This window comes from Flavobacterium tistrianum (assembly GCF_003254545.1).
Lineage (GTDB): Bacteria > Bacteroidota > Bacteroidia > Flavobacteriales > Flavobacteriaceae > Flavobacterium > Flavobacterium tistrianum.
Genome location: NZ_QJRH01000073.1, coordinates 241,428 through 261,203 on the forward strand (window position 1 = coordinate 241,428; position 19,776 = coordinate 261,203).

At 34.5% G+C, this 19,776-nt stretch carries 17 protein-coding genes; 13 read left to right on the forward strand and 4 right to left on the reverse strand.

What is annotated here, in order from left to right:
• Nucleotides 1-8: 8 nt before the first annotated feature.
• The 3 genes from DMB71_RS20140 to DMB71_RS20150 all read left to right on the forward strand — a co-directional run bounded on the left by DMB71_RS20140 (nt 9) and on the right by DMB71_RS20150 (nt 2,922).
• On the forward strand, nt 9-587 hold the full coding sequence (locus DMB71_RS20140) for a sugar O-acetyltransferase (RefSeq protein WP_111369301.1): 579 nt from the start codon (nt 9-11) through the stop codon (nt 585-587).
• A gap of 73 nt (nt 588-660) precedes the next feature.
• Entirely contained in the window at nt 661-1,059 is a 399-nt protein-coding gene (locus tag DMB71_RS20145; protein WP_111369303.1) for a (R)-mandelonitrile lyase, read from the forward strand.
• A gap of 1,071 nt (nt 1,060-2,130) precedes the next feature.
• The gene (locus DMB71_RS20150; RefSeq protein ID WP_239453003.1) at nt 2,131-2,922 is read left to right on the forward strand and encodes an alpha/beta hydrolase; all 792 of its coding nucleotides are present in this window, start codon (nt 2,131-2,133) and stop codon (nt 2,920-2,922) included.
• A gap of 94 nt (nt 2,923-3,016) precedes the next feature.
• Here DMB71_RS20150 and DMB71_RS20155 read toward each other — a convergent pair whose 3' ends face one another.
• The 4 genes from DMB71_RS20155 to DMB71_RS20170 form a co-directional block, all read right to left on the reverse strand.
• Entirely contained in the window at nt 3,017-3,517 is a 501-nt protein-coding gene (locus DMB71_RS20155; protein WP_111369305.1) for a GNAT family N-acetyltransferase, read from the reverse strand.
• 110 nt (nt 3,518-3,627) lie between these two features.
• Complete coding sequence (locus tag DMB71_RS20160) at nt 3,628-4,209, reverse strand: ankyrin repeat domain-containing protein (protein ID WP_239453004.1); 582 nt, start codon at nt 4,207-4,209, stop codon at nt 3,628-3,630.
• A gap of 98 nt (nt 4,210-4,307) precedes the next feature.
• Nucleotides 4,308-5,639, reverse strand: a complete 1,332-nt coding sequence (locus tag DMB71_RS20165; protein ID WP_111369309.1) for an amidohydrolase — start codon at nt 5,637-5,639, stop codon at nt 4,308-4,310.
• Between the two features lie 113 nt (nt 5,640-5,752).
• A complete protein-coding gene (locus DMB71_RS20170) occupies nt 5,753-6,613 on the reverse strand; it encodes a helix-turn-helix domain-containing protein (protein WP_111369311.1) in 861 nt (286 codons plus the stop codon).
• 237 nt (nt 6,614-6,850) lie between these two features.
• Here DMB71_RS20170 and DMB71_RS20175 point away from each other — a divergent pair, with 237 nt between their 5' ends.
• The 10 genes from DMB71_RS20175 (at nt 6,851) to DMB71_RS20220 (ending at nt 19,766) form a co-directional block, all read left to right on the forward strand.
• Nucleotides 6,851-8,470 carry a sensor histidine kinase gene (locus tag DMB71_RS20175; protein WP_111369313.1) on the forward strand — a complete coding sequence of 540 codons (1,620 nt, stop codon included), beginning with the start codon at nt 6,851-6,853 and terminating at the stop codon, nt 8,468-8,470.
• 3 nt (nt 8,471-8,473) lie between these two features.
• The gene (locus tag DMB71_RS20180; protein WP_111369315.1) at nt 8,474-10,423 is read left to right on the forward strand and encodes a sigma 54-interacting response regulator; all 1,950 of its coding nucleotides are present in this window, start codon (nt 8,474-8,476) and stop codon (nt 10,421-10,423) included.
• Nucleotides 10,424-10,699: 276 nt separating this feature from the next.
• Nucleotides 10,700-11,488 carry an alpha/beta hydrolase gene (locus DMB71_RS20185; protein ID WP_111369317.1) on the forward strand — a complete coding sequence of 263 codons (789 nt, stop codon included), beginning with the start codon at nt 10,700-10,702 and terminating at the stop codon, nt 11,486-11,488.
• A gap of 47 nt (nt 11,489-11,535) precedes the next feature.
• The gene (locus DMB71_RS20190; protein WP_111369319.1) at nt 11,536-12,555 is read left to right on the forward strand and encodes an alpha/beta fold hydrolase; all 1,020 of its coding nucleotides are present in this window, start codon (nt 11,536-11,538) and stop codon (nt 12,553-12,555) included.
• An 8-nt stretch (nt 12,556-12,563) separates the two neighbouring features.
• Complete coding sequence (locus tag DMB71_RS20195) at nt 12,564-14,327, forward strand: amidohydrolase (protein ID WP_111369321.1); 1,764 nt, start codon at nt 12,564-12,566, stop codon at nt 14,325-14,327.
• A 270-nt stretch (nt 14,328-14,597) separates the two neighbouring features.
• A complete protein-coding gene (locus DMB71_RS20200) occupies nt 14,598-15,611 on the forward strand; it encodes an MBL fold metallo-hydrolase (protein ID WP_111369323.1) in 1,014 nt (337 codons plus the stop codon).
• A 140-nt stretch (nt 15,612-15,751) separates the two neighbouring features.
• Nucleotides 15,752-16,981, forward strand: coding sequence for an alginate export family protein (locus DMB71_RS20205; protein ID WP_239453005.1), 1,230 nt, complete (start codon nt 15,752-15,754; stop codon nt 16,979-16,981).
• A gap of 72 nt (nt 16,982-17,053) precedes the next feature.
• Entirely contained in the window at nt 17,054-18,004 is a 951-nt protein-coding gene (locus DMB71_RS20210) for a polysaccharide deacetylase family protein (RefSeq protein WP_111369327.1), read from the forward strand.
• Nucleotides 18,005-18,330: 326 nt separating this feature from the next.
• Nucleotides 18,331-18,933 (forward strand): DUF4255 domain-containing protein, encoded by a 603-nt coding sequence (locus tag DMB71_RS20215; RefSeq protein WP_111369329.1) that lies wholly within the window; start codon nt 18,331-18,333, stop codon nt 18,931-18,933.
• Nucleotides 18,930-19,766, forward strand: coding sequence for a hypothetical protein (locus DMB71_RS20220; protein WP_111369331.1), 837 nt, complete (start codon nt 18,930-18,932; stop codon nt 19,764-19,766). The genes DMB71_RS20215 and DMB71_RS20220 overlap by 4 nt, the downstream gene beginning before the upstream one ends.
• Nucleotides 19,767-19,776: the final 10 nt, after the last annotated feature.

Consider the following 19,776-nt stretch of genomic DNA (forward strand, 5'->3'; position numbering starts at 1 on the left):
AAACTAAAATGGATACAAAAGCAACAAAAGAAGATGTTTTTGCACAGCTTTTGAATGGCGAAACTATCTCTTCATCAAACGCTCAGGCTCATAGGCTGCTTGAAGAATCTTTCATTACAAAAAAAATACTTCTTCGTTTAAATAATACAGCCAATCCTTCGGAAATCCGTTCTATTTTAAGCGAAATTATTACTAGTACAATTGATCCAAGTACTACTATATTTACACCCATTCATATTAATTATGGAAAGAATATCAAAATAGGAAAAAACGTCTTTATTAATTTTAACTGTACCTTTTTGGATTTAGGCGGCATTACTATAGAAGATAATGTATTGATTGCGCCAAGAGTAAATATTATTTCGGAAGGACATCCCATTTCCAGTCAAAATAGACAATCGCTCGTTCCCGGAGCTGTACATATTAAAAAAAATGCTTGGATCGGAACTGCGGCAACTATTTTGTCGGGTGTAACTGTTGGAGAAAATTCAATAGTTGCCGCTGGAGCGGTAGTTGCAAAAGATGTGCCTGATAATACAATAGTTGCCGGTATTCCAGCAAAAATTATTAAAGCTATTCCAGAATGAAAATAAAAAAATAATTCTTACATTTATAACAACTTCAATTTTAACTGCTTGCAGTTCTAAATCAGAAAATAAAATGAGTACAACAGAAATTTTCCCACAAGGAGAGCCCCTTCCAAACGAATGGTTTACAGGCAGTGCCTTTTTAAAACCATTAGTAGCACGTGACAAAAACAATGAATTTTCAGCTGGAAGCGTAACATTTGAACCAGGAGCAAGAACCAACTGGCATACTCATCCTAAGGGACAAGTTTTACTAGTTACAGAAGGAAGTGGAATCTATCAAGAAGAAGGAAAACCGGCACAGGTAATAAAAAAAGGCGATGTTGTAAATATCCCTGAAAACGTAAAGCACTGGCATGGCGCATCCGCGGATACAAAAATGGTTCATATTGCGATTACCAATTTTAGGGGAGATACTCAAGTAACTTGGCTTGAACCTGTCTCAGATGAGCAATATTCAGCGGTTAACTAGACAAAATAAATCAATTTTTAACCCCAATCGAACGACAATTAATGAGTTAAATTAAATATCTTTATTTGTACAGAAAACTAACAAATTAAGTATCCAACAAAATTAACTTCTAATTAGATTAAAACAATTTAAAAAACTCTAATATCCTCAACAAATTTTGATTTGAATAATCTCCAAATGTATTGTTTAATTTTACTAAAAACTAATTTGTTTTTATTTAGTCAATACTAAATTTGATTTTCAAGAATTTTATAAAAGTTTTTACATCCCAGTAAATTTAAATATCCTTCTGTTTTGACATTTTTTAACGTTTAACCCTTACAATACATACAAACCGCTTCTAAGCGAAAATTCAAAATAATTATCTTACAAATTTACTTGAAAGTAGGCCAATTTCTTTAAATCGTTCATAAAATGGTTTGTAAATTGTTCAGTAAGAGTCACTAAAAGAGACAACTAATTAATAGTTGTCTCTTTTTTTATGCACTAATATTTAGATCTTACAAGTCTTCACAGCCTAATATTTGTGATTCGATTTTTTTACAAGAAATTCTTATGTTATTTTAAATAAACAGTACAAAAGTGGACCATTGAGATTTATTCGGACCTGAACTATAGTTTGAAGTATCTTACAAGGTATCACAATGAGGTTCCTTTTTAACTAAAAAACCTGATTAAAATTGCCTGTCATTACCTACTAAAATACTAAATAGTATTTCAGATTGTTGTTCTTTTTTATAAAAGCCTTTGTTTTATTTTTTTTAACTTTAAACACTAATAATCAAACATTTGCAAAGTTTAAAGAATAAATCTCCCTTTTCTTTACAGTACTACACCTGCACTTCTATTTTTTTTAAAGTAATACTGCCGCTTCATTTTTGTATCAGCCTAGACTTTGCAGCATTTAATCTTATATTATAAATAAAAGTAATAATTATTAAAAATTATTAATTTGATTAATGACACATGTCGCCATACATTTGTCTCATCAAAATCAAACAACTGATTTAAAAACAAAAATTTCAATTTTTTTTAATAGACATTTTCAACAACAATTTAAAATCAACAAAAATGAAAACAACATCTTTAAGAGAACAAATGAATCGTTATTTCATGTTCGTAGCATTAATTTTCAGTTTCTTATTTGCAACAGCAAATTCAAACGCTCAAACAGCAAATTCAGCACAAATTAAAAACGTTGTATTAGTTCACGGTGCTTTTGCCGATGGTTCTGGATGGAAAGCACTTTATGAGGTTTTGACAAAAAAAGGTTATCATGTTACTATTGTACAAAATCCATTAACTTCTCTTGAAGATGATGTCGCTGCAACAAATGTAGTTTTAGACAGACAAGATGGACCAACAGTTTTGGTAGGCCATTCTTGGGGTGGTGCCGTAATTACACAAGCGGGAAATCACCCAAAAGTTGCAGCTTTGGTTTATGTAGCCGCTTTTCAGCCTGATAATGGCGAATCTGCTTTACAATGGTTGCAAACTGCACCTCCAGCTCCAGAAAATGGTGTATTGCCTCCAGATGATAAAGGAATTGTTTATTATGATCAAGCTAAATACCATGCTGGTTTTTGTGCCGATATTAGCAAAGAAGAAGCCGATTTTATGTATGCATCTCAAGGAGCATTTTATGCAAAAGGTTTTGTAACCCCAATTACAAAAGCAGCTTGGAGAGATAAACCAGCTTTTGCAGTTGTTGCAACAAACGATAAAAGTATTGACCCATCTATTCAGCGCGCTATGTACAAACGTTCTAACACTAAAGTTACAGAAGTTAAAGGTAGTCATGTAGTCTTTATGTCACAGCCTGAAGCAGTTGCTAAAGTTGTTATCGCTGCATCTAAAAAATAATAAATTTTAAATTAAAAACCATTAATAACAAAAAGCCTGACACTCTAGCGTCAGGCTTTTTGCTATAAAAAATTAAACCTTTTTATAGATGAAACTAGAATCTTTCTATCATAAAATAAGCTAGCTCCTCTTCGTTTCTTATCAAATTATTTAGTCGCTTAAAACCAACTTTCTGCAGTACATTTTGTGAGCCAAAGTTGTCAAGATCTGTTATAGCAACAACTTCTTTCGTATCTGTATTTGCAAAACTATAATGCGTTAAAGCCTTACAAACCTCTGTAGCAATACCTTTCCCCCAATATTCCCTGCCAAGCACATATCCAATCTCTACTTGATTTGTGTTGTGCGCAAAAATTCTAGCAACGCACATTCCTATAAAATCATTATCTATAGCATTAAATATAGCCCATCTACTAAGATTTTTCTTTTCATAATTTTCAAGTAGTTCATTGAACATTTCGACATATCTTTCTGGTGAAGTGTCAGGAAGATATTTTGTTACTTCACTATCTTTAAAAAGGTTTAAGAATGTTTGCTTTTCCTGAGGTAAAAATTCGCGAATAATTATTTTTGGGCTTTGATAAAGAATATGCATTATTTGTTAAGTTTAATAATTTAGGGTATTTTCTAAATTTCCATTAGGATTTTTCTTTTGTAAATACATTCAAATTTACAGAAAATAAGCAGAGAAAACTTGAAATATTCTCATGATTTTATAATTGCCACAATTTCTTTGAATCCTTTATTCTGAGCATGCTGTAGCGGAGTTATTCCGTCATGGTCAGGTATATCCATTCTTGAACCAGCATCTTTTAGAATCTGAACAATTTGCTGGTATTTTAAGCTTCCGTCTCCCAAAACAATAGCTTCCATTAAAGCAGTCCAGCCTAGGCGGTTAACATGATCAATCGGAAAGTTTTTAGTATTTGCAAGCAGTCTGACCGTTTCTATATGACCACGTTCGCATGCGGGAATAAGTGCCGATCCATTATAGCGATTGAAAATATCGAAGCGGGCACCATTACTCAAAAATAATTTTACCAATTCTGTCTGTCCGCTTGCACCAGCATACAGAAAAGCGCTGTCCTTGTTCTCTGCCTGCTGGTTAACATCTGCCTTATATTTTAGTAAAATCTTTGCCATTTCTGTTTGCTTTCCCATCGTGGCAATCAGCAGTAGTGAGCGCTTAGCATTGTCAACTGCATTTGCATTTGCTCCATTTTCTAAAGCTTTCTCAATACCAGAAATATCATTCTGTTGTACTAGTTGAAGAATATCCTTTTGCATGTTTATATTTTTTTGAAAAGCCCAAATTGGTTGATAGATACCAACAGGCATTATTAGTATTATTAAAAGAATGACAATATTTTTCATAAACATATAAATTAGAAAACAATATTGCCTCTGTAAATAAGAGATTTTATTGGTGATATACGAGAAACCGCTTCTGCAGAACAGCTAGCGTCTACAAGTACCAAATTGGCATCATCCCCAGCTTTTGGCCATTGCTGTATTCCTTTGTCATCTAACGGAATAGGTCCTGCTGTTGCTAGCTTTAGCATTCTAGATAATCCGAGTTCTGAAACCTGTCCGTATAATTGCGCTGCAAGGTTGGCTTTCTGCAATACACTTCCTGTTCCCATAGTGCTCCAATAATCCACAATACTGTCATTTCCTGTCATAACATTTACGCCATGTTTCAATAATGTGGGAATTGGCATAATAGTTCCGCCAAAAGGTATTGTAGAAATAATGCCTACTTGCGCAGCCGCCAGCTGTTCAGCTATTGTTTCCTGTTTGGCCTTGTCCATAGTAGCAAGAGCAAAGGCGTGGCTGACAAAAGTTTTTCCTTTTAAAACTGGATTCTCATTTACTTTAGCAATTAAATATTCTATAGTATCAATACCAGATTTTCCTGATTCATGCAAATGAATATCGATTCCTTTATTATTGTCTAAAGCAAGCTGAATCGTGGTATCCATCGTTTTCTGAATAGAACCATCAACATTTGTAGGATCTAAACCTCCTATAAAATCAATGTTCATTTTTGCTGCTTCTTTCATATAAGGAAGTGAATCTGTATAATATAAACCGTGTTGCGGAAAAGCTACCAATTCTGCGCCAAAACCATTCCTTTTGTTTTCCAATGCTTTTTCTAGATTTTTAAGAGAATCTAGTTTAGATGTAGCTTCAATATTAACATGGCTGCGAGCAAATCCTGTTCCGTGCGACTGCAATAGCTCAATGAGTTTTTCAGCCTTATATGTAGAGTTTTTCAGCATATCGGGCAATGTTTTCTGCTCCAACGCAATCATTCCTTTTATTCCTCCCGAACGGCGTACTGCGCGCCATTTTTCAGCATATAGAGTCTTATCCAAATGAATATGCATGTCTCTAAAAGATGGCAGCATTAGCATTCCTTTAGCATCTATTTCTTCTTTACCTGTTCCGTTCGAGCTGATTCTCTTTATTTTCCCATTCTCGATTTCCACAGAAAAAAGCCCAGTTTTAGTTGCCACGACTTCTTCTCCCTCAAATTCAAAACCAGTTTCCAGACGAACATTTTTCAACGCATAAGATTTTCCCAATGCTGTTATTTCGTCTTTCTGCAAATGGCTATTTTGCCCTTGCAATACTGATGGCATAAAGGCAATGCCCGCCAAACCTAATCCGGAATTCTTTAGAAAATCTTTACGTGAAATACCTCGCTTCTCCATATACTATTTTATTTAATTAAGAGCTTTCTTTGTTTAAGCGAAAGATAGCAATTTCAAAAGTACAGATTTACAAACCAGAAAACTTGGATGATTCCTACGGCAGCTTGAAGAATTTATTTCTTTTTCCGAAATTCAGTCGGTGATATTCCTGTCTGGCTTTTAAAAAAATTAGAAAAATACGCATGATCTACAAAACCCAACTCAAAAGCAATTTCTTTTATAGACAAATTGGCACTTTCCAACAACCTTTTAGCTTCTGTTTCCACACGCTGCTGTATGAGTTGTGTAGCAGAGATTTTAAGATGTTTTTTGCAGAGGACATTAAGGTAATTAGCAGAAATATTTAGTTTGGCAGCATAAAATGCCACAGATTTCTCCTGCTTGAAGAATTCATCTATAAGCATATTGAATGATGCTAATCTTGAATTGGACTGATATACTTTAAATTCAGTGAAAACATTTTCTGCTTCTCTACTGATAATAGATGCTATAACCGCTGCACGCGCATTAATAAGGTATGTGAGAAAATCCGATCGCTTCAACTCATTTCTGATTGCATCAAATTCATAATGTAGCAATTCAAAAGCAGTTTGGGATAATTGTATAACAGGGTGATTCTGGTAGTTGGTGAAAGAAAATCTAAAATAAGGAGCAAATCTTTCAAAGAAAGTCCGTTCAATCATAAGCTGATAACCAACTGTTTCAGCCTTAATATCCCATTTGTGCATCTGTCCAGGAAATAATACATGAACCTGATAATCGTCAATAGGATAATCTATAGAATCGATTGAATGAGTGCCTTTTGCCTTTTCGAATAGACTAATGGTAAAAAAATCATGCGAGTGAGGTTTTTCTATAATTCTTTCTCCATGGAGTTCATTAAACAAAATCTCTTCACTTCCTGCGAACTGGTCATCTCTAAATTCCTGTATACCGATTACCGAAACAGAATGTTTTCTTTCAGATTTGTGCATAATGAAACTACTTTTTTCGAAACTGTTTTATTTAAAGAAACTCAGTTTTAGAATATAAAACAAATCATGAAATGTATAAAAAATAATTAAAACTAGCTTCTATACTTCACATTAATATCGCAAATGAGCATAAAAACAATTGCCGACGAAATATCGTTGCCTATCAATTTTCTATTTTTTTAAACGTAGAGACATAATTATCAATACCTTCGTATAGCCAGTTTAATTCTACGAAAAATGTTCTCTACTCTATTCAAAACATTTTTGTTTGTTCTCATTATTTGCACAATTGAGAGCCAAGCTTTCTGCGCCAATCTAAAGAGAGAAAACCAATTTGAGACTTCGAGTAAGAACTTAACAGTACAACAATATTCCAGTCAGGAAAAAGCTTTTAGTGAATTTCAGGTAAAAAAAGCAGAAAAACTGCTTAGCATATTGCCTCAAAGCATAGATAAAATCAAAATTTTATTAAAAGTAAGCGATTGGTATGAAGCCTCTTATAACAATCCTAAAACATTAGAAAAGGCATTTCAGTACGCAGAGGAAGCGCTAAAGATAAGCCAAGCACTGCATTCTAAAATTTACTGTGGCAAATGCTATTTACAGCTTGCAATGATACACGAGCTGAGAAATAACAATTTAATGATTGAGATAACTGCAAAAAAAGCCATAAAGATGCTAACCGATACAGACCAGTTAAATGATCTGGCAGAATCTTGGGTTATGGTATGGTCTGCAAAAATGCGAACTAATGCACCAATCAGAGAGAGATTAAATCCAATTTTCAAAGCTGCGTCTACATTTGAAAAAACAGGCAATAATAAACGTATTGGCGACTGTTACAGAGAAATTAGTGAATTATATTTTTCGTCCTCAAAGTTTAATACTTCCCTGCACTATCTCAAGAAAGCTGTCTTTTTTTATAAAGCTGCGCATCTGAAGCAAGAAGCTATTTATCCAATCTATACAAGACTCAACATTATTTATGAGGCAGACAAGAGAAACAGGGACATTGTAAAGCTAAAGAACAAAACGCTTTTGCAGCAAAGCAGACTTGATAATGAAGTGTTTTTGCGTAATTCTATGATTACTTTTGTCATTCTTTTACTCATTATTCTAGGACTTCTATACAAAAGTTTTATGTTCAAAAAGAAAACGTATCAAGTGTTAGAAACCCAACAAAACGAGATTAATAAAAAGAATATTATACTGCAAAATCTTGTCATTGAAAAGGAATGGCTACTTAGAGAAATTCATCACCGAGTAAAAAATAACCTCCATATGGTTGTCGGACTTTTGGCAAGCCAGTCAGAGTTTTTAAAAAATGAAGAAGCATTACAAGCCATAAATAGCAGCCAAAACAGAATTCAGGCTATGTCGCTTATTCACCATAAATTATATCATTCTGACAATTTATCGGTAATAGATATGCCAGCTTACATATTTGAATTAACCGAATATTTGAAAGACTCTTTTCAGCTTCGAAGCAGTATTCGTTTTATTCTTGAAGTTGGCAGTTTCAGCCTGCCTTTATCACATTCTATTCCCATTGGCTTAATTCTGAATGAAGCGGTTACAAATGCTATAAAATATGCATTTCCTAATCGTGAAAATAAAATCATAAGCATTTCATTAAAAGCAGATGATGCTGATAATTACACATTAATTATTCAAGACAATGGCGTTGGCCTTCCAGACAATTTTGATCCTTATAACAATCCTTCATTAGGCATAAAACTTATGCAAGGACTGTCTGCTGATATCGAAGGAAAGTTTTTAATGACCGGTCTAAATGGCACTAAAATAACTTTGATATTTACTTACAACGAAAATAACCAGTATTTATTTAATTCTTAAAAAATGGCAAAACCGTTAAAATTTCTAATTGTTGAAGATCAGTTTGTAGAAGCAAATCATTTGAGACTAATGCTGAAAAGAGCTGGTCACACTGTAATTGGCATCGCACGTTCGGTACCTGATGCTAAATATTATATTTCACAAGAAAGACCAGAATTAGTCCTGTTGGATATTTTTCTTTCTGGCAAAGAAACAGGAATTGATCTGGCCGAAAAACTAACAGAAGACAATATTCCTTTTATTTACCTATCAGCAAATTCAAATGAAGAAGTTCTCAACAAAGCCAAATTGACACATCCGTACGGATTTTTGGTAAAACCTTTTCGTGAAAGAGATTTATTAGTCACCATTGAAATTGCCGAATATCATCAGCAGCACGGAATTGAATCTTCCATTAGAAAAGAACTTCTATTTCAGCAACAGCTCAAAACAATAGCGGGCAGAAAAGGCAGTTGGGACGATAGGGTTTTAAATATCATAACTTCATTACAAGCACTAATTTCATTTGATCTCGTAATGGCCGTTTTTTATATGGATAATAAACTATCCAACAAGGTCTTAGGATACAATAGAACTGGTTTGCATGAGTATCAAAAAATTGGAATGGAAGAATTGCAAAATATTACTTCTTTGAAAGAATTTGAGATTAATGAATTAAGAAGCAAAAGTAACGTCGAAACGGTTGCTACATTTTATAATGATTTAAACTTCATAAAAATATGCGAAAAAACGCCAATCAAAAAAATGATTGCCACTTCCATGAATATGAAATCAAATCTCATGCTGCCTATTCCTTTTAGACTTATTGAAAACGGAGGCCTTTATCTTTCTTTTTTCAGCAGACAGCCCAATAACTATAACAAAAGTGTTTTAACTATATGTGAAAGACTGCAGGATCCGCTAATATATGCGATTGAAAATTTAATAAGTGCCGATAAAAAATCAGATCAAAAAAATGCTTCTTCTAAAAATCATATTAGCGGAAAAGACGTAAAAATTTCTGGCTTCGAATCAATTGTAGGCAAAAGTCCAATGCTCCTGAAACTATTTGATCATATCATGCAAGTCGCACCAGCTGATACAACTGTATTAATTACAGGTGAAAGCGGTACAGGAAAAGAAAGCATTGCCAACAGCATACATCAGCTATCTGGCAGAAAAGATGAAGCTTTTGTAAAAATAAACTGCTCCGCTCTGCATCCAAGCCTTATCGAATCAGAATTATTTGGCCATGAGAAAGGATCTTTTACAGGCGCGACAGAAAAACGAATAGGTAAATTTGAACAAGCCAGCAACGGAACTTTATTTTTAGATGAAATTGGAGATATGCCTCTAGAAATGCAGGCAAAATTGCTTCGGGCCATACAGGAAAAAGAAATTGAACGTGTTGGCGGAAATACGCCCATAAAAGTAAATGTTAGAATAATCGCAGCCACAAATTGTAATCTGGAAAAAGAAGTAGCCGACGGGCGCTTCAGACTTGATTTGTATTATCGTTTAAATGTATTTCCTATTCAGTTGCCACCGTTAAGGGAACGAAGAGAAGACATCGGACTGCTTACACGCCATTTTATTGCATTATATAGTGCCAAAACGGGGAAAAATGTAACTGAAATATCAGAAACTGCTTTAAAGAGCCTTTTATCCTATCATTGGCCGGGTAATATTCGTGAGCTAGAAAATCTCATAGAGCGGAGCATTTTACTGGCTAAAACGGATACCATTGAGCACATCCCGCTGCCAGCTTTTGATGAAGCTAAAATAAACATCAAAACTAATGAATGGTTTTTTAAAACGATTCAGGAAAACGAGCGAGAACATATTATTAATGTTCTCGAAAAATGCAATGGAAGAATCAGAGGTGCAGGTGGCGCATCTGAAATATTAGGCCTTCCTCCTACTACATTAGCTTCTAGAATGCAAAAGTTAGGCATAAAAAGAAGCCATTTTTAATTATGAGTTATGAATTACTTATCTGTAATATAGAAATTGAATCGATTTTTTTTTATAAAATTCGTAAAATTAAAAATCCACATCTTACAACTCATAATTCATAATTCATAATTCATAACTAAAAAAGACGATATTTAGTCGTCTTTTTTTCGTTTTATGACGATATATAGTTTGGCACAATTAATCAAATCAGCACTAACAAACTGATTATTAACAAATTACAAAAACAGGTCTAATTTTAGCCTATAGTTTGGCATAACATTAAAATAATGTATTATGCTGACTGAAAACCCTACTACGATTCTTTTTATTACAGGCGCTTTTGTAAGCAATAAATGCTGGGACGACTGGAAAGTCTTTTTTGAAAATAAAGGTTTTAGAACTTTGGCACCAGCATGGCCTTATAAAGATGCACCAGCAAATGTGCTTCGCGACCGCCATCCTGACCCGCAGATTGCCGCGTTGCGTTTAACTGATCTTATAGAACACTTTGAAAAAATTGCTAAAGATTTGCCTAAAAAGCCAATCATTATCGGTCATTCTATTGGCGGACTAACAGCGCAAATATTATTACAGCGCAATCTCGCATCAGCGGCTATTGCCATACACTCTGTTCCGCCACAGGGAATTATGACTTTTAAATTTTCGTTTTTAAAAGCTGGCTGGGGGCCACTAGGCTTTTTTACTTCTACGAAGAAGACTTTTCTAATGAGTTTTCCGCAATGGCAATATGCTTTTACAAACGGAATGCCAGAAGAATGGCAAGATAAAGCGTATTGCGATTCGGTAATTCCCGAGTCTAAACTGATCGTGCGCGATACCATAACTTCTGCGGCAAAAGTAGATTTTAAAGCTCCGCACAAACCTTTACTGTTAATTGCAGGATCAACGGATCATACCATTCCTGAATCTCTGAATTATTCCAACTACAAAAAATACTCAGACAAAAACTCAATTACCGATTTTAAGGTTTTTCCCAATCGAAACCACTTCGTACTCAATCAGCCTGGATGGCAGGAAATCGCACATTATATGCACGACTGGATTGAAAAACTTCCAGTTTAAAATTCATAATAACCAATTATCCAATAACTAATTAAAATTTAAAAATCATGAAGACAAATTTGTTAAACAACCTTTTTTTCAACTTTAAAACCCAAGTATTTAACATTTTAGCTTTTGCTATTTTAATACTAGCTTTAAGTTCTTGCAATAAGAAAACAGAAGAAACTCCTGCAGCAGAATCTAAACCTGTAGAAACAACTGAAACAGCACAAATTGCACCGGCAAATCCTCCTTCAAATTTTAAACATGCTACTGCAACTGTAAACGGAATTAAAATTCATTATGTAATTGGCGGCAAAGGAGATCCGTTGGTTCTAGTTCACGGATTTGGACAGAACTGGTACATGTGGAATCGTTTATTGCCTGAACTTTCAAAACATTTTACCGTTATCGCTCCCGATTTAAGAGGTGTTGGCGAATCTGACAAACCAGAAAGCGGTTATGACAAAAAAACAATGGCATCTGATATTCATGAATTGGTAAATCAGCTTGGCTATAAAAACATCAATCTGGCTGGACACGACATCGGACTTATGGTCGCTTATGCTTACGCGGCGCAATATGGCGACAGTGTAAAAAAAGTTGCTTTAATGGACGCTCTTTTACCTGGAATTGAACCAGTTTGGTCTTCAGTAAAAGCTTCAGCATGGTGGTTTGGTTTCTTTGGGTGGCCTGCTTCTGGAGATATTGTAAAAGGAAAAGAAAAAGAATTCTTGACTAACTTTTGGCCAGTTGTTGGACACGTAAAAGATCCTTTTACTGCCGAAGAATCTGCAGAATTCATTAGAGCTTATGCTACCGAAGGCGGTACAACGGCCGCTTTTAAATGGTTTGGAGCATTTGATCAGGATGGAAAAGACAATCTTGTTTTTGCGAAGAAAAAGCTAAAAATGCCGTTATTGGCAATGGGCGGAGAATATTTTGCGGCAGCTTTTCTTAAAGATCATTCTAAACTGGTCGCAGAGAATGTAAGCGAGTCTAAAATCGCTGGTTCTGGGCACTGGCTTGTTCAAGAAAATACTGCTCAAGTACAAAAAGATTTACTAGCATTCTTTTTGGCTAAATAATAAATGTCATGAAAAAATTATTATTAATTCTATTGCTTTCTGCGGGCTTGTCATCTCAAGCCCAGCAAAAAGCTGATCTAATTATTTATAACGGAAAAATTGCAACCATGCAGAAACAAAACGAATTTGTTCAGGCAATTGCAATGAAAGACGGAATTATTCTGGACACTGGAACAGAGAAAAATATACTAGCTGTTTATAAATCTTCAGCAACAAAATTGATCGATGCTAAAGGAAAAACGGTAATTCCAGGATTGAACGACAGTCATATGCATGTTATTCGTGAAGGTTTAAATTACAATTCAGAATTGCGTTGGGATGGCGTTAAGACCTTAAAACGTGCCATGGAAATGCTAAAAGAACAGGCCGCAAGAACTCCAGACGGTGTTTGGATAAAAGTTATTGGTGGCTGGAACGAATTTCAGTTTGAAGAAAAAAGACAGCCCACAATTGAAGAAATCAACGCTGCCGTTCCTGATAAACCTGTTTTTATAACGTATTTATACGGGAAAGCTTTTCTGAATAAAAAAGGTATTGAAGTTTTAAAATATACGAAAGATACAAAATACGAAGGAAGTCTTTTAGAGCAAGATGCTAACGGAAACTTGACTGGTTTAATGTACGCTAAAAAAACGCCAAAAGCCATTTATATGACGATGGGATTAACAACAAAGTTAACTCCCGAAGAACGCATCAACAGCTCGATACAGTTTAATCACGAATTGAATCGTTTCGGACTTACGAGTGTAATTGATGCTGCAGGCGGAAGCCAAAATTTCCCTGCCGACTACGTTACGTCATTAGAACTAGCGAAGCAAAATAAACTAAGCCTCCGAATTTCTTATTATTTATTTGCCCAGCAAAAAGGCAAAGAACTAGAGGATTATGAAAAATGGGTTGCGACGACTCAAATCAATAAAAATGATAATCTGATTGTAGCGAATGGTTATGTCGAAGAAGGCGCTGGAGAAAATATTGTGGCTTCGGCAGCTGATTTTGAAAATTTCCTAGAACCGAGAATCGTTTTATCTGATAAAATGGAAACGGATTTAGAGCCTATTATTCGATTATTAGTCAAAAATAGATGGCCTTTTCGTTTGCATGCCACTTATGGCGAATCGATTGACAGAATGTTGAATGTTTTTGAAAAAGTAAATAAAGAAATTCCGTTCAACGGTTTGCGTTGGTTTTTTGATCATGCCGAAACCATTACGCCATCAGAATTACAACGTGTCAAAAAACTAGGCGGCGGAATTGCAGTACAGTTCAGAATGTATTATCAGGGAGAATTGTACAACAAATTGTATGGGGCGCCAAAAACACAATTGCCTCCAATCAAGAAAATGCTCGAATTAGGGATTCCTGTTGGAATGGGAACAGATGCAACTCGAATTTCGACTTTCAATCCTTGGATGGCTTTACATTGGCTTTTGACTGGGAAAACGATTGGCGGAATGCAGTTCTGGCCAAAAGATCAAGTTTTAGATAAATTTACCGCTTTGCAATTGTATACTTCTGGAAGTGCTTGGTTTTCTGGCGAAGAAAAGGACAAGGGAAAACTCGTAAAAGGCATGTATGCCGATATGGCTATTTTATCTGATGATTATTTCACAGCAAAACCAGACGATATCAGAAAAATAGAATCGGTTCTAACCGTCGTAAATGGCAAAATTGTTTACGCTTCCGCGGAATATAAAGCTCTGAATCCAGAGATTTCTGCTGTAATTCCGGATTGGTCTCCTGTGAAATATTTTGGAGGTTATCAGAAATAAGATTTCAATGGCAAAATTCAATTTCAATGACAATTGCCAAAATTCAATTTCAACGAAAATGTCAATAATATTCAAATTGATATAGATATTGATATTGAACAAATCGCAACAAAAAAGCGATTTCTCTCCCTTTAGCCCTGATCGGAGCGGTATCCTTTGCTTTTTTTCTTTAAAAAAGCAAAGATATAGCGGAGAGCAGGAACTATGTTTCCAAAAAATGCCTTTTGTTTTGGCTCAAAAAAAAATACTAACCACTTATAAAAAACAACCATGAAAAAGATAAACAATATTTTAATGTTGCTGGTTATGCTGTTTTTAGCACAGCAAACGTATGCGCAATTCCCGATGCCGCCAGAAGTTCCAATTTGGGATGCCAATAAGGTGACTTTACAACTGCACAAAATTTCGGATAATGTTTATGCCGTTTCGCCCTCAACGACCGAAACTGAAACTACAAAAGGAATTCCGCAAGCTACTTCTGCGGGATTTATTGTGGGCGATAAAGGCGTACTGTTAATCGAAACGATGTTGAGCAAAAGACTATACGATCAGCTATACAAACTGATTCATTCTGTTACTCCAAAACCAATCGTTTATGCAGTAAACACAAGCGACCACGGCGATCACTGTTTTGGAAATTATCTTCTGCCGAAAGAAACAATTCTCATACAAAATGAATTCTGTAAAGAAAACTTAGCTAAGAATTACGACGGAATTAAACAATTTATGGTCATGCTTTTTGGAAAAGACCGCGGGATAGAGCAAAGTGTATATCGTCCTGCTGATTTAACAATTGCATTGAATCAAAGCTTAAAAATTGATTTAGGCGGTGGTAAAATTGTTGAAATCATGAATGTTGGAACAGCGCAATCTCCAGCCGATTTGTTTGTATTTCTGAAAGATTCGGACAAAAATGTGCTTTGGGCTGGAAATCCGTTTATTGCTGAAAGTCCGACGATTCCGTGGTTGTTTGATGGTTATTTTCTGGAACCTGTTCGCAATCTCCAAAAAATTTATGATATGATTGGAGACAATGATGTTGTGGTTCCTGGTCATGGCCGAATCACCAATAAAAAAGGGATTAAATACACGATTGATTATGTAAATGCTCTAAAGAAAAATGTAGAAGATGCCGTAAAAAAAGGTGAAACTTTGGAAGAGGTTAAAGCCAATGTTGCCATGAAAGAATTTGATAAAGGATATGTTCTTTTTAACTGGCTGCATTACAATTTTAATATTCCAAACGCATACAACGATATTAAGAAAAATAGTTTAGGAAAGTAAACATGAAAAAAATCGCTCTAATATTTCTTTTTTGTTTGGAACTCCATGCGCAATCGTATCCCGATTTTAAATCGATGCGATTTGACGAAAACTATGAGGTCTTGCAAAAAGATACCGTTAAAAAGAATTGGTATAAAACCATGAAATACCTGCCTCTCTCCTCTTCGGGGAAAACATATCTGAGTTTTGGAGGAGAAATACGGTATCAATATTTTTATGCCAAAAATGAAAAATGGGGAGACGATCCTGTAGACCATGATGGCTATATTTTAAACCGTTTATTGCTTCATGCTGATTTTCATTCTAGCAAATACTTTAGAGCCTTTATTCAGCTTCAAAGCAGTAATGCAAATGGCAGAATAGATCCCAGTCCTGTTGATAGTAACCCGCTAGAAGTGCATCAGGGTTTTGTAGATATTAATCTTCTTTTAGAAAAGAACAAGCAATTGATTTTTAGGGCTGGAAGACAGGAATTGAGTTACGGTTCTCAGCGTTTGGTTGCTTTGCGTGACGGTCCAAATAATAGACAGTCATTTGATGCCGCAAAAGCCATTTTAGGAATCAATAATTATCATGCCGATTTATTTTACAGTCATTATGTAGTAGCTCAAGACGGTATTTTTGATGATTATTCAAATAAAAAAAGGCAATTCTGGGGAAGCTATTTTGTCATCAATAAAATACCAGCTATCAAAAATATTGATCTTTATTATTTGGGTTATGAAAGAGCCAATGCCAATTTTGATGATGCCAGCGGAAAAGAATTACGCCATTCTGTGGGAACTCGCATTTGGGGCAAATATGACGAATGGCGTTATGATGCTGAAGCGCTTTATCAGTTTGGAGACATTGACTCTAAAGGCATAAAAGCATGGACAGTTTCTCTAAATACTGGCTATCAGTTTACATCTGTTATTTTAAAGCCTGAATTGGGATTTAAAGTCGAATTGATTAGCGGTGATAAAACCAAGGGAGACAATCAATTAAACACTTTTAATCCGCTGTTTCCAAGAGGTGCTTATTTTGGACTTGCATCTGTTATTGGCCCTTCAAATTTAGTTGATTTTCATCCTTCAATAGGCTTAGAACTGGCAAAAAATATAGATTGGGTTATTGATTATGATATGTTTTGGAGATATAGCAGCCAAGACGGAATTTATGGCCCAAACACGATTATGATTTACCCAGGAGATTCGACTACTGCAAAAGAAATAGGAAAACAACTGGAAAGTGAAATTATCTATACTCCAAACCAATATCTATATTTCAGAATAGAAGCTACTTGGTTTAAAGCTGGCGATTTCCTAAAAGCTGCAGGAACTGGAAAAAATATGTTTTTTACAGGCGTTACAATGCAACTTAAATTTTAAGCTTTTTTTTCGCTGAGAATTGCTCGCAACGATAAGGTTTTTATGATTTTAGAACATTAAAAAGATATTACGATGACAACAAGAAGAAACTTTATAAAAATGGCTGGATTAACAAGTGCTGCAGTAATGGCAAATCCTGTTGATGCATTTTCAAGTCATGTAAAACAAGAAAAAATGGAATCAGAAATGCAAAATAAATGGTTAGACGGTTCAAGATTGGTAGTTTCTATTTCTATGCAGTTTGAAGCTGGCGGACAGCCTGAAAATGCAGAAAGTCCGTTTCCGCAAAATATGCAGAAAGGTTATATTGATCAGCCCGCATTAACTTGGTATCAATACGGCTATAAAGAGGGAATTCCTAGAATGCTGGATAATTGGGATAAACATGGGATAAAAGTTACTTCGCATATGGTAGGCTCTGCTGTTTTACAAAACCCACAGCTGGCAAAAGAAATTGTACAGCGAGGACATGAAGCTGCTGCACATGGTATGAATTGGAGTTCGCAATACGCCATGCCCTATGAAGAAGAGAAAAAATTCATAAAAGCAGGTGCTGATTCTATTAAAAGCGTTACAGGTTTTACTCCTGTTGGATATAATGCCAACTGGCTCCGACGAGGAGAAAACACGCTTAAAATTCTTCAAGAATTGGGTTTTATCTATCATATTGATGATTTAAGCAGAGATGAACCTTTTGTAATTCAAGTCAATAAAAAAGATTTTGCAGTTGTTACCTATACAATTCGCTGTAATGATATTGTTTTAATTGAAGGCAAAAATTTTTCAACCGATCAGTTCTTCAATCAAGTAAAAGCAGAATTTGACCAGCTGTACGCTGAAAGCGAATTTAAACGCAGGCAAATGTCTATTAGTTTTCATGACAGAATTGGAGGTACTCCGCAAATGGTTCAGACTGTTTCGGAATTATTAAACTATATGAAAAAACATAATGGTGTAGCTTTTAAAAGAAAAGACGAAATTGCCAGAATGACATTAGACGATAAAACATCTATTAGAGAGTAATTTCATTAAAATATACCTTTCATTTTCAAACAAATATCTGTCAATATTATGTCACAAAACAAAAGCTTTAGAGAAATCTAGGGCTTTGTTTGTTGATAGAACTTCCGATTTAAAAATTTAAAACAAGAACACAACAAACTTAAAACCAGTATATTAACTTAATAAAAAAGGGGAAAATTCCCCTTTTTTGGTACATATGCATTTATCTAATTTAGTCAAATCTTAAAAGCACGATTAGAAGCTTGGTTTCTAATACATTCTTCGCCCTAAATCTTATTTCTTCCAATACAATTTCATTTAGTATTTATAATAATTTTTATCAAAAGATGATTTTTGAAGTAATACAAATAATAACAGAACAAGTAAACAACTATCTCGAGGAAATTGGGTTAGACAAATCTGTTGTACCAGAAAATATTGCTTTTTTAGAATCTCAAAATGAAGATATTACCGACGCGTTAAAAAATGCAGTAGCACTAACGATAATCAATTTAGATGAAGAAGCGACTTTAAAGAACTTCCCAAATCATACTATTGAAAATACAAAAACTATATATAAAAACAGTGTTATTAATTTAAATCTGTATCTGCTTTTTAGCGCCAACAGAGATAAATATGTCAACTCGCTCAAGGACATCTCGAAAATTATTGAATTTTTTCAGGGTAAAAAACTTTTTACTCAAGCCAACACCATCTTTAATAGAAATAGCAGCGCCATGAGTAATGTAGACAACTTTAGATTTACGGTTGAACTCTACACTCCCACTTTTGAAGAACTAAATTATATTTGGGGAACACTTGGCGGAAAACAGCTTCCGTCGGCTTTATACAAAGTCAGTATGATCCAAATTGAACGCAACATTGCACAAGCAGAAGGCGAACTTATTGGTGAATTTACAGGAATAACTAAAAAGAAAGAACAGTCATGAGTTATTCTTCTACATACGGTTTGTTGTTTCAAGTAACGCTTCTTCATAACTATTTTTTGAATAACGGAGAAGAAACTTTTACTAGTATGGCAACTGATAAAAAAGAAAAAATGTTGCAGCAGTTTAGTACAGATGCATTTATATCAGTAACTCCAACTTTAGACACCAATATTGCTCTCAAAAACTATAAAATGGTATTCAAAAAGAACAAAACAGGTTTCGGAATATACATTAAACTAAAAGATGAATTGGACCCATTTATTAAAGTCCCCGCTGATTTGAACCTAATTTTTTTAATTAAAATTAATGACTATCAATTTGAAAATTATACTAATCTTGATTTTGCTCTTACTCAAGCATATCTTTTCAGTAATGTAAAACCATTGACTGAACCCGTTTCATTTAAATATCTTCCAAAAATAAGCGACAACAAACTTATTTCAAACGCTTATTTAGTATCTGAAAAAACCACTGCCGACTTACTTTCAACACTACAGCCCTCAGAGCAGCAAAATGTCTTTGGAATTATTTCGCTTACCGCTAAAGGTGACAACAACTCAGAGAATATTATAGACAATTTGGATAAAATGATTAGTCCAAACTTTAAAATTCATTTTGATAACCGAAAGACATTTTGGCGATACATAGACCGTAAAACAAAAACCGAAATTAGAACCAAGACTGTAAAACCATTAACAAGATCTGGTTTTGTAGAAATAGACCCTGTTAACGATTTGGATCCTTCACAGCTTGCAGAAAGTCAATATCCAAATCCATCTGTAAAATCAATAACAAAAATCGATAGTGATTACTATTCAGAAATATTTATTTAATAATTAAAAA